The sequence below is a fragment of the Allobosea sp. genome (genome assembly GCF_017308015.1).
Taxonomy (GTDB): Bacteria; Pseudomonadota; Alphaproteobacteria; order Rhizobiales; family Beijerinckiaceae; genus Allobosea.
This window is the reverse complement of record NZ_JAFKFW010000029.1, coordinates 22,150-35,736: the sequence shown is the minus strand read 5'-3', so window position 1 is coordinate 35,736 and position 13,587 is coordinate 22,150. Positions and strand designations below refer to the sequence as shown.

Below are 13,587 nucleotides of genomic sequence, written 5' to 3'. Positions count from 1 at the left end.
TGTATTGCAGACACGGAATATCCGCGAATTCGGAGAAGCAGCGGAGATGGAAGTGGCGGACAGGGAGTCCGCGTAACCGCTATCCGTCAATCTCCGTCAGTGCAACCCCGCTCGCGGTCATTCTAGGGGATTCCTTGCCTTTTTCTCTGTCTCTTTCCGTCCCGCTCCGTTAGAACCTTCGTCAGAAGTTGGGGAAAGAGTTGGGGATTGCCATGGGCCGCCCTCTAAAGCGCCTCTCTGCAAGAGCCGTCACAACGCTCACGAAGCCCGGGCGCCACAACGATGGCGAAGGCCTCTATCTCACGATCAATGCGGCCGGCGCCAAGAGCTGGCTGTTCCTGTTTCGCTGGCAAGGCAAGCTGAAGGAGCTAGGCCTCGGAGGCGTCTCGACTGTCTCTCTCGCTGATGCGCGCGACAAAGCTGCGGAAGCCCGCAAGCAGGTGAAAGCCGGGATCAATCCGATCGAAGCTAAGCGCGAAGCAGCTTCCCAGACGGAGCCTGAGGCAGTCCCGACTTTCGGCAAATTCGCTGACGATTTGGTGGAAGATATCAAGGTCGGCTTCCGCAACGCGAAGCATCAGGCGCAATGGTCGACCACACTCAAGACGCATGGGGCGTCGTTAAGGCCCATCCCCATCGACAAAGTCGGAACCGAGCAGGTCTTGGGCGTGCTGAAGCCGATATGGACCATGAAGCAGGAAACGGCGTCTCGGCTCCGCGGGCGGATTGAGCGCGTTCTGGATGCCGCCAAAGCGAAAGGCCATCGCACCGGCGAGAATCCAGCCCGCTGGCGCGGCCACCTCGATCACCTATTGCCACGCAAGCAGAAACTTCAGCGCGGGCATCATCCAGCCATGCCCTATGCCGACGTCCCCGATTTCATCGCTGAGCTTCGCAAGCGCGACGCGACGGCGGCGAAGGCAATGGAGTTCCTGATTTTGTGCGCGAGCCGATCGGGTGAGGTAATTGGCGCGGAATGGACCGAAATCGATTTGAAAGCGAAGGTTTGGACGGTGCCGGCTGAACGGATGAAAGCCGGCCGACCTCACCGCGTACCGCTGACGGATCGAGCCATCGCCATTCTCGAAAGTGTTGAACCCAGCAAATCGCTGGGCGAGTACGTCTTCGCAGGCGCCCGAAAGGGTCGGCCGTTGTCCTCGCACGCAATGCTCATGCTGCTGCGTCGCATGGACAGGGAACAGTTCACACCTCACGGCTTCCGATCGAGCTTCCGCGATTGGGCGGGAGAGTGCACTTCCTTCCCCCGAGAGGTTGCCGAGGCAGCCCTAGCGCACGTGATTGGAGACGAGACCGAGCGCGCATACCGCCGGAGCGATGCGCTGCTGAAGCGCAAGAAACTGATGGACGCTTGGGCGGGATTCGTCGGAACGCCGAAGACCAAGGGCGAAAACGTCACGCCAATCCGGGCAAAAGCCGGATAGGGCACAGTTGGGCAGGGATAGGCCGGCCAGCCGATAAGCCGAGAAGCACCGCTCGGTTTCCCTGTCCTCCACTTCGGTGTTCGCGGTGCTGCGATAATGGATGAATATGTCTCGCTCAATTGGGCTATTGCCTGGATCATCACAGGCGACGAGAAATTCGCGCGGAGTTGCCGGGACGAAAACGGCATCCGATTTGCGCTTAGGATTTCCCATTGGACAGTTCAGAATAATACGAGGCCGCACCGCCATTTTCGCCGTTCGCGCCAGTTCCTTCTGAGCGCCTGCGAGCGAGGGAGAGTTTTAGCGAAAGGTCATCTGCGGCAGAAAGATGAGGCCTGGGAAACGACCGGGAACTATTGGAACTTCGGCCCCAAATCCGAGCGAATAGACCCGGCCGATTGGCTCAGCATGAAACTGGACGACAAGGACGCGCAGCCAAAGCAGGGTGACTACCCCTACTATCAATCTCCGGTGTTCCGACGCGCAGATCTTGAGCGCCAGTTTCTGCCGCCACGCATCGCAGACATGGACGACATCCCACTTAGCACGGTCGTCGATCCAAGCCCCGTGACTGCTCCAGGCGTTTCGGCTTCGGCGGCCCCGAAAAGTGCACGTTCGCAATCTTTCGCCGCGACGCAGCAAATCCGACATTGGCAAGCGATCCGCGCGGCAAAGATAGAGCTCGTGAACGCAGGCGTTTGGCCACCAGGTCCGACCGCTGGTGCACGCACAATTGTCGAGAAGTTGGGGGCAACGAACACGCTCAGCGAGCAAACAATCCGGCAAATTCTCTCGGGCCGGAACAAAGCAGCGAACGAAGCGGCAGCCGAGGGGCTGATCGTCGTTTTCTGGTAAGCCTTACCGGGTAACAGAATTTACCCAGCATAATTTTTCTTACCCTTTGAAAAATCAAGGTTTTCTTCGAATTCCTCGTCGTCGCGGGTAAGCTCTGCGTCTGCGACCATCCTTTCCCAGGCGCTTTGCCTGCTGCGAAAGGGTCGCTCAATGCATCAGAGGACTGAAAGCCCCACCAAGCCACTCGCGTACTCGCCACAAGAGGCCGCGCGAGCCGCTGCGACGGGCGTCAACACGATCTATCAAGAGCTCAACGCGGGTCGCCTGTCCGCCCGCAAGCTCGGGCGTCGCACGCTCATTCTCGCTGCCGATCTGGAAGCCTGGCTCCGCTCCCTCCCGACGATGAAGGAGGCTGCGTAAGCACCATGACCATCAAAGCATCGAGGCCGGTCGCGTGTCAGCGCGAAACCGGCCTCGGGAATGGACTTTGCTTGGCGGCTGTCCTTCCCGAACATACCACGACGGCACTGGCGCTCAAGCGCATTCTCTCCCGCGTTGCCGTTTCTCCGAGCGTTGCGCTCGTCATCGCCGGTCACGCCGGCCTCTTGAAGGAGGCGCGGCATTGACCAAGCGCGCATATCCCAAAGTCATCGCCCGCATCGCTGGCGAAACCACCATCCACTGCAACGGCCGCGAGGCGTTGACGCTGCTCGCGCTCGTCGAGCGCGGTTCCAAAGGCGTCTCTGGCGTCGATTTCCCCGGCGGGCCTGCCTATCGCCTGGGCGCGTACGTCTTCGACTTGCGCGGGATGGGTGTCGGCATCGAGACGGGTTCCGAAAGCCACGGCATCGGAACCCATGCCCGCTACAAGCTGACCACCCCTGTTGAAATTGTTGCGGTCGACCGCGGCACTGCGTCGGGAGTTGCGGCATGAGGAAGCCTCTTCCCGAGCTGCGGGCGCAGCTTATCGCGGGCATCATGGTCCACGTTGCCACGACGCCGGAGCCCGTCTCCTACAGCGCGGTTTTCGAGCGCGCCTTGAAGGAATCAGGCTGCACCGAGGAGCAGGTTGGCCGGGACATCATGAACGCGACTGCGTACCTAATCCTTTCCGATGTGCTGAATTCCAACACCTTCGATAGGCGGCTGGGCGAGATCTACTTCACTGCTGACATGACGGTCGTAACCAGTCGCCGCCTGCTCGGATTCATCTGGGATGAAGTCCTGCCGGCTCGCGAGGAAGACGAAGGAGAGGAAGCATGAGCGACATCGTTCATCCCCTTTCCGCCGCCGCTGTTGGCCTCGCCAACTTGCGCTACTTCCGCCCGCCACTGCCCGGCCATCGGATGGTCTGGCATTCCTGGCAGGACATGCAGCAATGCCTTGCCCTCCCGCGTGATTTGCGCCGCGAGTTCATTGCCCGCCTCCGCAAGGAATGGGGCAAGGATACCCGCGCCGTGATGACGGAAGCCGGCCCGACGACCATTGCGCCGCACTTCATGGCGCAGGGGCTGATCCATTCGATGCAGGAATTCGGCCGGGCCGATGCCCAGCTTGAACATCAGTATGTGCTCGGCTTGGTCGCGGCGACGAAGGTCTATCATCGCGAGTTGGGCATCACGGACGAGGCCGAAAGCGTCAACTACACGCTCCGACCCTTCCGCGAGGAGAACGGCATCGCAGGCCCGCATCCGGTGCTGGAATTTCGGAGGGACGGCGAATGAGCGCCGCCCTCATCATCGTCGCGGAATGGCCGAAGAACGAGCGCGAAACCGTTCGCGTCGCGCTCGATGAATTCAACGGCCATCCCGTCGTCAACGCCCGGCTTTGGTTCCGGGCAGATGACGGCAGCATGCGGCCTGGCAAGGCTGGGCTCGCCATCGGCGTCCGCCATCTGCCGGCGCTGGCCAAGGCGCTCAACCAAGCGCTCGCAATCGCGACCGCGCAAGGGCTTTTGCCCGAGGAGGCTTCCCGATGAATGGCGAAGTCTATCTCGCGGAGGACGCTCGCGGCTGGCTCGTGATCCACGAAAGCGAGCACGGCGATAGCTCTGGAATGGAGGGGCCCTTCCCCTCCTACCCCAGGGCAGTGAAGGCCGGACGGGATTTAGCTGCTCGGCTCGAAGCAGAGTTCGCTCCCGACCGGACGCATTTCGCCTCGCTGGCATCGTCAATGCTCGATCGCACCTTGCGCTCTTTCCGGCGGAGGGAGGATCAATGATGTCTCTCAACGCGATTGCGAAAGCGCTTGGCGGCGTCGTTTCCAGCGGACAGGTCATGGCTCCCGGCCCCGGCCATCGGCCACACGACCGCAGTATGGCCGTGAAGATTGGCGAGGGCGGCAACCTCATCGTCCATAGTCATGCCGGCGACGACGCGATGAAGTGCAAGGCGTATGTCGAGCAGCGGCTTGGCATCGTCTGGCAGCCAGAGCGCGGCGATGCCGATGGGGCAGCCCAAGCCATCGACCGCATGCAGGCCCGCGCCAGCAAAGCGAATGGGCATCACAACGGCAATGGGCCGCAATCCCAGCCCGTCGACAACCGGCAAGCTTCCGCCTTGAAGCTATGGGCGGAGGCTGTCGACCCGCGCGGGACCATCGTGGAAACCTATCTGGCCTCGCGTCGGCTGGAGCTTCCCGATGGCGTCGCCATGTCCACGATCCGCTTTCATCCAGCTTGCCCGTTCGGGCCGGGCGTTCGCCTGCCCTGCATGGTGGCGGCGATGCGCTCGATCGAGACGGGCGCCATCGTTGCTATCCACCGCACGGCGTTGACGGAAGACGGCCGCAAGCTCGATCGAAAGATGCTGGGGCCGGCGGACGGTTCGGCCATCATGCTCGGCGAGCTGGACGCGGAGCGGGGCGCGCTGACAGTCGGCGAGGGTATTGAGAGCGCCTTGTCGGGCCTCATGATGGGCTATGCCCCCGCCTGGGCGATGGGGACGGCCGGCGGCATTGCCAAGCTGCCGGTCCTGCATGGCGTCGATAGCTTGACCATCCTGGGCGAGCACGACGGCGGCGCCAGCGCCAAGGCGATCCGGCAGGTTGGATGCGCGTGGCGTGAGGCAGAGCGCGAGGTTTTCATCGCCCTCCCCAAGGCCGGCATGGGGAAGGATGCCAACGACGCCTGGCAGAAGCGCGAGAGCGACCATGCTGACGTGCTGGAAGTTCGCGAGTTCGGAACGGCTCCAGACTTGGATGCGTCGATTGAAGCCGGAAATCCCGGCATCAAAGCGACGCCATTCGTCCTGATGGACCCTCGCACTATTCCCACGCGACAGTGGCTCTACGGACGCCACTACGTACGCCGATTCGTCAGCACAACGGTTGCGCCGGGCGGCCTCGGCAAATCCTCGCTCTCCATCGTGGAAGCCTTGTCCATGGTGACGGCTCGTGACCTGCTGGGCATCCGCGTTCGCGATCCGCTGCGCGTCTGGCTCTGGAACGGTGAGGATCCACGCGACGAACTAGACCGGAGGATTGCCGCTGCCTGCCTTCACTATGAGGTGACGGCGGCGGACATGACCGATCGGCTCTTTGTCGACAGCGGGCGCGACCTGCCTATCCGGTTGGTTGAGATGGCGGCGGGCGGCAGGGTGAGCGTCGCGGTCCCGACCGTGGAGGGCGTGGAGCAAGCTATCCGCGAAAACCGGATTGATTTGCTCGTCATCGATCCCTTCGTCGCCTCGCACGGCGTCCCTGAGAACGACAACGGCGCGATTGATCGGGTGGCCAAGACATGGGCCGGCATTGCGGAGCGATGCAACTGCGCGATCGAGCTGGTTCACCACGTCCGCAAAACCGCGAGCGGGCCGGAGGGCTATTCGGTCGAAGACGCGCGCGGCGGCTCGTCTCTGATTGGCGCGGTCCGCAGCGCCCGCGTCCTCAACGCCATGTCGAAGGATGAGGCAGAGCGGGCTGGCGTCGAGCCCGAGAAGCGCCGGCTTCATTTCCGGGTGGACGACGGCAAAGCCAACATGGCTCCGCCGATGGAAAGCGCGAGCTGGTTTCGCATGGAGAGTGTCGGCCTGGGCAATGGCCGCGGTTTCGAGCCGGAGGACAACATTGGCGTGGCGACTGCGTGGGTAATGCCCGGCGTGCTCGAACACGTGACGGCGGCCGACTGCGAGCGCGTCATCGCCATGGTGAAGGCTGATCCAACCTATCGGGCGGACAGTCAGGCGGCGCACTGGATCGGCTACGCGATTGGCGAAGTCCTGGGCCTCGATACGGATACGAAGGGCGGCAAGGAGCAGGCCAAGCGCATCCTGAAAATCTGGCTGGACAACGGTGCGCTCGCAAAGGAGCGGCGCCCCGACAAGAACCGCGATCCGCGCGATTTCATCATCGTCGGACCAGAGGGAAAATCATGATGTGCCGCACGTTCAAAGGTGCGGCGCGGCAAGGTGCGGCAAGTGCTGCAAAATCTGCCGCACCGCACCCACCCTTAAGGGGGTGCGGGTGCGGCAGGTGCGGCGGATTTCAAAGGTGCGGCAAAATCGAGATTGGAAAGGGCATCGGAGTGACGATCGAACCAGATTTCAAAATCCCGAACCGCGAGCCCGTCATCTCGCTTATGGACCTCGCCCGGCTGGACGATGAGGAGCAGGCTGAAGGCTATCGCGATGGCGCAGAGGGATTGCCCTGCGGCGGCAATCGCAGCCGGTCCTATTGGCATGGCTGGCGGAACGGCGCTCGCGACGGAGGCCACCGCGATCGAAATGGCGACTTCTGGGATAGCATGCTGACCAGCAACGTTGTGCCTGGCGGCGCCGGCATCGTCAACTTGGGCGAGCGGATCGAGGCCTGCCGCAAAATCCTACGAGAAGCGGGAGAACTCGCGTGACGGTCGCCTGGGATCTGGAAGGAAAGCTGCAAACCGCTCTCGCCCCTGTCGAGGTGGAGGCCGGCTATGGAATGACGGATCAGCCGTGGATATGCGGGTATGCCGGTTGGAACTTTGGGCAACCAGTGACGCCGGCACTTATCGCGGTTTTGAATTCAGCCCATCCAATGCCGGACAATCTCGCTGGGGCATGGGCAGAATATCGGCAATGGCAAGCCCGAGCCCTGGAAAGCCGCGAGCCGCATATCTCTGCGCGAATGGCCGGCCTGGAGCATCTCATGGATACGTTGCCGGATGCATCGGCCCCGGGCATTGCGGCACGGCTGGCGTGGCTCTCTCACCTCGCGACGCTCGATCACTTCCGCACAAATGCCGAGGATGCGGCGCTGGCGGCCCGTCTCGCAGCCGATTTCCAAGCGTTCACGACGGCTGTCCAATCTGAGCGACCAGCAGAATCAGGCGCCGCAGACAGGCGCACTCAGGCAGACCGTCGCTCTGAGGTGCTGTCCACTCTGAGCACGTCGCCGGATTTGCCCGATCGGGAAATCGCCCGCCGCGTCGGAGTGAGCCCGCAAACGGTATCCAACTTGCGGAAGAAGCTCGGAACCCGCTGTCCACCTTGAGCAGGGCGTCATAAAAAAGAGGCTCAATACCTCAGATTTTGTGCGCCCCCGTTTCGGAGGCTCAATACCGCAAACGTGACGCGCTAAAAAAGGCGCTCAATACCGCAGTTTTTGTGCATGGCGATTGAGGTTGGAGAACCCAATGGCGGAAACCCGGATCGACCTCGCCATCGAGGCGGGGGCGAAAGCTCTCCACGAAAATGCTCGCGAGAAGCGCCAGTTCAGTTGGGAGCAATCGTCAGAGGAGTGGCGCCGCGATCTGCGGGCCTTCGTTCGGCCCATCGTAGAAGCTGCGCTGGAATCCTCCGATGAGTTTCTTGCTGCGGCTACGCGCAGGAAGCTTACACCGGAAGATAGATAACCTCGCTATGACTCTGGCGTCGTCGCTGGCTGGCTTTGATGGGGTCGCGGCGGGGTGAGTAGCCGGATCTGCACGAATGCCGCCCACGACTCCCAAAACGCCGCCTGCGCTTTGACGTCCAGCTCACTCCCGAATCGCTGGTAAGCTGGCCTGAGCCCGGTCGGCGGGATGAACAGAGGCGAGCCATGGCGAGGAGTTTCACCCGCGAACAATTTTACAAGCTGGTTTGGTCAAAGCCGCTGACCCACCTCGCGAAAGAGTTCTACATTTCCGATGTGGCACTCCATAAGATCTGCCGGAAGCACGATATTCCTAATCCACCGCTCGGCTGGTGGGCCAAGAAGGAAGCTGGGAAGCCTGTCGAGCAGACACCACTTCCAAAGGCTAAAGCTGGCACCGCTCGCGAAATCATCATCGCCAACGCCGATCTGAGTAAGGAGGCCGCGACATTATCCGCGGTTCGCGAACAGGCTCGCGTCCAGGCGTCGAGCGGTGACGGCGCCGACGACGGCCCCCAGCATCCCATCATCACGCGGACGCTGGCGGCCCTTCGCAAAGCAAAAGACCCCGAAAAGGGCCTTGTCTCCGTTGCCGAGCCTGGCCTTATTCACTGCACGGTGGCCCCGGCATCGATCGACAGGATTGCAGTCGGGCTGCCGAGAATCGTTCGGGCCATGGCACTCCAGGGCTTTCAACTCGTTGAAGCTGGTGGGCGAGTGCGCTTTGCATCGGAGGTGGAGTCGCTAGGGTTCTCGATCACCGAAACGGTGAAGCGGGAAGCGCACGTCCTTACCCCCTCGGAGCGCAAAGAGCAGGAGGCTTACGAGAAGCGACGCGAACGCGCTCGGCGGCGACCTTGGGACGACAGCTGGGAGATGCCCCCGCGGTTTCAGGAATGGGACTATCGGCCCACTGGCCAACTCGCCATCGAGCTGGAGCAGGTGTGGGGCGACGTTCGGCCACGTTCGACTTTTCGTGATGGGAAGACACAGCGGTTTGAAACGTTCGCAAGCGACGTCGCAGTTGCCGCTGCAGTCCTAGCTGCCGCAAAGATCGAGAACCGGCTCAGGCAGGAAGCCAAGGAACGAAAGCGGCAGGAAGAGCGGGACCGGCGTGACCAAGGCCTGCGGGCCGAACATATTCAAGAAAGACGGATAGCCGCGTTCGGTACAATCCTGACGGAACTCGAGAAGCTCGATCGCATGCGGCAGCTTGTGGCGGCGCTAAATTCGCAATTGGCCAGTTCCGAGACTGCTCGGGTCGCGAATTTCGTCACTTGGGCGAATGACCGGCTCACCGAGCTTGAGGCGGCTATCTCGGCGTCAACTCTGGAAGAGAAGTTCGAGGAGGCGCGGCTTTTCGGAGACGACGATGACTATAAGTTCGTTTCTCCGCCCTACTACGGATACTAGCAACGAGTACGGGGCCGGCAGTTGCAAACGCTGCGTTCACTCATAATTTCCCAGTTGACCCGATCGGTCGGCCCAGAGCATCCATTGGTGATCTGGGGGAACACGTGCCTGAGTCGGCCGAAAAAATCCAAAGTCGCATCAATCAATGGCTTGGGGACGAGTATTCGAAACCGCGCCGCTACTTTATGGCGGCCGAGGGCATTTTCTATAACCGCGTCCCTAGGCGATTTAGGCCGTTACCGCTGCTTTATTGGTTCGGGCAGCATAGCTGGGCCGCCGCCGCTCCGGTCGTTGGTTATTTCGCCGGCGCAGTCCCGCTCCAGATCGCTGCAATCTCAGCGCCAGTGCTCTTTGTTGGCAGCGCTACTCTCTGGAGCCTAAAGGCGCTCTCAGAGAGAAAAGGATCCGACCTCACGCAATCCGACGCAATTGTGCGATTTGGTGACCTGATATCCGCGGTGAAATCAGGGGCCGTTCCGCGTGGAAAGCGAGCCGAGGCCATCCGAGCCTGTCTCGGCATTCTGGAAATCCACGCGCGGCAGATCACGAAGGTTGGGAAGGGGGAGATATCGGTCTCGCTGGTTGAATACGTCGGCAGTAGCCAAACCAAAATGACCATCCGTCATCGGAATCCGGGCAACGAGAGACCTATCGGTCGCGAATTTGACGGCTCGAATCTCTTAGGGCACCATGCTTGCATGGCTGGAGCAGAGCCGCGCGTGGTCCATAGGCTCGGCGCCATCGATCGGGGGACACCTAGTCCGACCCAGTCAAAGGTCTCGTACAGTTCGCTGTTTTTTATCCCTGTCGAAGTGAGCACCCCCGAGGGTCCACGGGTGCGGGCATTTGTCTCACTCGATTGCAATCGGCCTTATGCGTTTTATGGAAACCGTAGCCGAGAGATTGTCGTTACTTGCAGACCATTTGTCGATCAGATCAAGGAACTGCTTCGGGAGAATGGCTGATGTCACTTGCGATAGCGTCGAAGCCCGCAAAGAAAGAGAAATCACCGACGCCTGCCCATATGCGCCGACTGAGTGATGAGACGGCTGAGATTATTCGCCGCCACCAAGCTGGCGAAATTGATGGTGATGAGGCAGGGCGGCAGCTGAACGATCTAAAGCGGCGTTATCGAACTTTTCTGGATAGGCTCATCGGCTGAACGCCGCCTTTGGTGTTGGCTTAGTCCTGACACAAGGCCCGTCGCTTCCCGAGCGGCGGCCTTTTTTTGTTCGACATGGCCATTTCATGCCTGAGAGCCTATTGAGGCAAAGTTTTTTGGGCTTGGCCATGACATCAGTTCGGATATTCCTGCAGGGTCACATTGACGACCTATACGCCTTGAGCCTGCTTTTCCCGGTCGGTGCCCATCCCGACCTATATGTCTGCACCAGTATAACCGGTGAGAAAGTCGGCACGCTCAATCGGGCAACCGATCCTGGACAAAGCCGCCCTTATGTCACGGGCGAAGGTTGCCTGCCCCTGATTGATTATGCCGGGGACCCGCAGCGGCAGGCAGAATGGGCGGCTCGGGAAATCATCGCCCCCTTGAACGGGTATGCTGTTCTCGCAGATAGCAACTATACGCCGGTCACACCGATCGGGGCTCGATTTGATCGAGATGGTCATGTTTGGTTGGAAATGAGCTTCGGCACGATGCCGAACAACTCGCCGATCCGCCTTGTAACCACTGATCGCCATCCAACCCTTAGACAGGGCATGATGGATCGGGTCCGCTTTATGACGGAGAACAATCTAGCGGCATATGCAGCAAATGTTATTGCAGGCCCACCATCATGGGCCGAGTATTATCGGCTCCTGGAAGATATCGCGGGCCATTTAAATACGACGCTCGATAAGCTCCATCTGGCAAATATCGCGCGACGAAAAGCTCTGAATGCCTTCAAGAATGCGGCCAATAATCGAGCATTTGGGCGCCATGGAACGTCGAACCGAAACGTAACGATACCCCAAGACGACCTAATGAACCTCTTGGAAGCCCGCGAATTTGTCCGTCAGGTCGTAGCAAGTTGGCTGGACCGGGAATGCGGTGGCTATATGCCGCGCGACCGGGTAGATGGTCCCATGCTCCGATTCGGCCTCGATGAGAGCCACATCGCCCATGGCAGCGACGAAAGCTGACGTGTGGCCGCTCAGAATGCTGGCGCTCATGTAGGCAGCCCACGCCAGCTCGGAGCATCGGGGTCATCGACTCTGGCCAGCCAGGGCATGCGCCGGATCACAATGAAGAGGTCGGTGGCGCGCGCATCGCCAGATGCAATCAGGTCCGCTTCCTTTTGCGCCGCCTCGTCTGGCGAGGCTGCTTCAAGGATATGAATGCCAGACCGCCCCGAGTCTCGCTTGTTCTCCAGCCTCTCAAGCCGCTGCTTGATGGAAGTCGTGCTCATTGCGGGCGCTCCTCTAGGATGGTGACGAACATCACGAAGTCATCCAGCTCAGACGCCTTGCCCGCCTCGATCATGGCTTTGCGCTGGGCGTGCACCTCGTCCCGGCTATGCCCGAACAGGACATGGCTGCGGGCCGGCCCGCGACGCTGCTCCAGCTTTGCAACTCGTGCAGCGATGCTCATGGGGCGACACTCCCTGTCACGCAGATGGTTGGGACGAGTTGGCCGCTCGTAAGGCCGCGTCGCTTTCGTTCTTCATCGACAGCCCGCCGGGCCTCCGCTGCCGTTGCCGCGATGGCAATGATGGGTTCCCAGGAATGACGGAGAGCGCCTTCCAGCTTCGCTATGCGCGCCCGGAAGTTCATGTGTCCGCTCTCTGTGCGGCCCGGATCGCCGCCGCTTGGTTCGGCGCCAGCAAGTCCATGTCGATGCTCACGGAACCGATTTTACTCCCCCACGCCGCCACACGCGCGTCTCGCTCCGCCTTGCTCTCCAGACAGGAGACGGCCGGCGCCTGCTTTCGAGCTTCTGCACTCTGACCGAGAGGCTCACGGCTTGCCCTCCAGCGCTTCAAGCCGGCGCATGAGATCCGTCACCTCGATCGCCTTCACATGCGCTTCCACCGTGCGGCTCACCGCATCAGCCTCCAGCGGCGTCAAGTCTCCAGTCGCGACGGCCTCCATGATAGCTTGCGTCGCCTTCGTTAGGTCCGCCGCCGTCTCGATCTTGGGCAGGTCGAATGTCACCGCGCGGTCGCGCCGGGCGGGATAGAGCCTATCCATGCAGATGCGCATTGCGGTCATATCGCCGGCATTCGCCAGTTCGACGAGCTTGCGCGTCATGGCTTCCGCATCCGCTTCCATGATGGCCTCCATGGCGAGCGTCGTCTTGTTGCGCGCGCCTTTTGGCTTCCCGGCCGGGTTGCCGGACTGCCCAGGCTTGAAAGGTGTCCCGCGCTGCTTCGGCGCTGCATTTTCAGCGGCAGCCTTCATTGGATCCTGCCGCCTTCGCCCGCGCTGACAATGAGCCTTTCCACGTCCGCGCCCGTCAGCCGTTCATGATGAAGCAGGGCGAGCATGACCGTCTCGATTGCATTTCGGACAGCTGGAATCCTCGCAATTCGCAAAGCTTCAGCCTCCGCATCTCGAAACATCGCCATCACCGCTGCGCATTCCGCCCACGGAAGGGTTTGAACGATGAGAGCAAGGGCAATGTCTTCATCGTCCTCGGCCTGGCTCTCGCCGCCTTGCTCCTGCCAGCGGCTATGCTCGCGGATGGTGCTGTCTGCCCGCGTTCGAAGTTCCTCCTCCCCGATAGAGCCGGCGAAGAGCGAGGAATCAGGTATGAGGACCGCAACGGCCGCGTCACCGGCCAAGGCTGCGACGACCTTCGCCCAGGGAGTGCCGCCGCGAAGCGTCGCCTCGCCCTTACCTCGTGCATTGATCCAGACTTCGCAGTCGGCGGGGACGCGGTTGCCGACATAGTAACCGACCACGGCATGCCCCGCCTCATGGGCCGCGAGTGTGATGCGATCAACCCGAGCCGAGACCCCATCCAGGCGCTGGTCGATATAATCCCATGCCACCTGGTCGGGTCGTTGACGTTCCGCCGACTGTCCCGCATCTTCCGCCTGCATGAGCCCTGCCCTTCAATTCGTCGCCGTTACGGTGCTGGGACTGGTCACAACGTGGCTGGTCCATA

21 protein-coding genes are annotated in these 13,587 nt (G+C 61.3%); 17 read left to right on the top strand and 4 right to left on the bottom strand.

From position 1 onward, the window contains the following. Positions 1–212 precede the first annotated feature (212 nt). The 17 genes from J0I42_RS20420 to J0I42_RS20340 all read left to right on the top strand — a co-directional run bounded on the left by J0I42_RS20420 (position 213) and on the right by J0I42_RS20340 (position 11,621). Positions 213–1,442 carry a tyrosine-type recombinase/integrase gene (locus J0I42_RS20420; protein WP_291657512.1) on the top strand — a complete coding sequence of 410 codons (1,230 nt, stop codon included), beginning with the start codon at positions 213–215 and terminating at the stop codon, positions 1,440–1,442. Positions 1,443–1,538: 96 nt separating this feature from the next. After that, entirely contained in the window at positions 1,539–2,297 is a 759-nt protein-coding gene (locus J0I42_RS20415; protein WP_291657510.1) for a hypothetical protein, read from the top strand. Between the two features lie 150 nt (positions 2,298–2,447). Next, positions 2,448–2,657, top strand: a complete 210-nt coding sequence (locus J0I42_RS20410) for a helix-turn-helix domain-containing protein (RefSeq protein WP_291657509.1) — start codon at positions 2,448–2,450, stop codon at positions 2,655–2,657. A 5-nt stretch (positions 2,658–2,662) separates the two neighbouring features. Beyond that, complete coding sequence (locus J0I42_RS20405; RefSeq protein WP_291657508.1) at positions 2,663–2,863, top strand: hypothetical protein; 201 nt, start codon at positions 2,663–2,665, stop codon at positions 2,861–2,863. After that, positions 2,860–3,171 (top strand): winged helix domain-containing protein, encoded by a 312-nt coding sequence (locus tag J0I42_RS20400; RefSeq protein WP_291657507.1) that lies wholly within the window; start codon positions 2,860–2,862, stop codon positions 3,169–3,171. Before J0I42_RS20405 ends, J0I42_RS20400 begins: the two co-directional genes overlap by 4 nt. Continuing rightward, positions 3,168–3,500, top strand: a complete 333-nt coding sequence (locus J0I42_RS20395) for a hypothetical protein (protein ID WP_291657506.1) — start codon at positions 3,168–3,170, stop codon at positions 3,498–3,500. Before J0I42_RS20400 ends, J0I42_RS20395 begins: the two co-directional genes overlap by 4 nt. Next, positions 3,497–3,961: a hypothetical protein gene (locus J0I42_RS20390; RefSeq protein ID WP_291657505.1), complete on the top strand. Its 465-nt coding sequence runs from the start codon at positions 3,497–3,499 to the stop codon at positions 3,959–3,961. The genes J0I42_RS20395 and J0I42_RS20390 overlap by 4 nt, the downstream gene beginning before the upstream one ends. Beyond that, positions 3,958–4,215: a transcriptional coactivator p15/PC4 family protein gene (locus tag J0I42_RS20385; protein ID WP_291657504.1), complete on the top strand. Its 258-nt coding sequence runs from the start codon at positions 3,958–3,960 to the stop codon at positions 4,213–4,215. The genes J0I42_RS20390 and J0I42_RS20385 overlap by 4 nt, the downstream gene beginning before the upstream one ends. After that, a complete protein-coding gene (locus tag J0I42_RS20380) occupies positions 4,212–4,457 on the top strand; it encodes a hypothetical protein (protein ID WP_291657502.1) in 246 nt (81 codons plus the stop codon). The genes J0I42_RS20385 and J0I42_RS20380 overlap by 4 nt, the downstream gene beginning before the upstream one ends. Continuing rightward, the gene (locus tag J0I42_RS20375; RefSeq protein WP_291657500.1) at positions 4,454–6,610 is read left to right on the top strand and encodes an AAA family ATPase; all 2,157 of its coding nucleotides are present in this window, start codon (positions 4,454–4,456) and stop codon (positions 6,608–6,610) included. The genes J0I42_RS20380 and J0I42_RS20375 overlap by 4 nt, the downstream gene beginning before the upstream one ends. A 149-nt stretch (positions 6,611–6,759) precedes the next feature. After that, positions 6,760–7,083 carry a hypothetical protein gene (locus tag J0I42_RS20370; protein WP_291657498.1) on the top strand — a complete coding sequence of 108 codons (324 nt, stop codon included), beginning with the start codon at positions 6,760–6,762 and terminating at the stop codon, positions 7,081–7,083. Next, the gene (locus J0I42_RS20365; protein ID WP_291657496.1) at positions 7,080–7,706 is read left to right on the top strand and encodes an AsnC family protein; all 627 of its coding nucleotides are present in this window, start codon (positions 7,080–7,082) and stop codon (positions 7,704–7,706) included. Before J0I42_RS20370 ends, J0I42_RS20365 begins: the two co-directional genes overlap by 4 nt. A gap of 142 nt (positions 7,707–7,848) precedes the next feature. Continuing rightward, complete coding sequence (locus tag J0I42_RS20360; RefSeq protein WP_291657494.1) at positions 7,849–8,067, top strand: hypothetical protein; 219 nt, start codon at positions 7,849–7,851, stop codon at positions 8,065–8,067. Positions 8,068–8,252: 185 nt separating this feature from the next. After that, the gene (locus J0I42_RS20355; protein ID WP_291657493.1) at positions 8,253–9,479 is read left to right on the top strand and encodes a hypothetical protein; all 1,227 of its coding nucleotides are present in this window, start codon (positions 8,253–8,255) and stop codon (positions 9,477–9,479) included. Between the two features lie 104 nt (positions 9,480–9,583). After that, a complete protein-coding gene (locus tag J0I42_RS20350) occupies positions 9,584–10,444 on the top strand; it encodes a hypothetical protein (RefSeq protein WP_291657491.1) in 861 nt (286 codons plus the stop codon). Continuing rightward, positions 10,444–10,641, top strand: coding sequence for a hypothetical protein (locus J0I42_RS20345; protein WP_291657489.1), 198 nt, complete (start codon positions 10,444–10,446; stop codon positions 10,639–10,641). Before J0I42_RS20350 ends, J0I42_RS20345 begins: the two co-directional genes overlap by 1 nt. 179 nt (positions 10,642–10,820) lie before the next feature. Then, entirely contained in the window at positions 10,821–11,621 is an 801-nt protein-coding gene (locus J0I42_RS20340; RefSeq protein ID WP_291657488.1) for a hypothetical protein, read from the top strand. Positions 11,622–11,647: 26 nt separating this feature from the next. On the opposite strand, the gene J0I42_RS20335 is transcribed toward J0I42_RS20340, so the two are convergent. The 4 genes from J0I42_RS20335 to J0I42_RS20320 form a co-directional block, all read right to left on the bottom strand. Next, positions 11,648–11,887: a hypothetical protein gene (locus J0I42_RS20335; protein WP_291657486.1), complete on the bottom strand. Its 240-nt coding sequence runs from the start codon at positions 11,885–11,887 to the stop codon at positions 11,648–11,650. Continuing rightward, a complete protein-coding gene (locus J0I42_RS20330; RefSeq protein WP_291657484.1) occupies positions 11,884–12,069 on the bottom strand; it encodes a hypothetical protein in 186 nt (61 codons plus the stop codon). The genes J0I42_RS20335 and J0I42_RS20330 overlap by 4 nt, the downstream gene beginning before the upstream one ends. A gap of 365 nt (positions 12,070–12,434) precedes the next feature. Further along, entirely contained in the window at positions 12,435–12,878 is a 444-nt protein-coding gene (locus J0I42_RS20325) for a DUF5681 domain-containing protein (RefSeq protein ID WP_291657482.1), read from the bottom strand. Further along, on the bottom strand, positions 12,875–13,522 hold the full coding sequence (locus J0I42_RS20320) for a hypothetical protein (RefSeq protein WP_291657481.1): 648 nt from the start codon (positions 13,520–13,522) through the stop codon (positions 12,875–12,877). Before J0I42_RS20320 ends, J0I42_RS20325 begins: the two co-directional genes overlap by 4 nt. Positions 13,523–13,587: the final 65 nt, after the last annotated feature.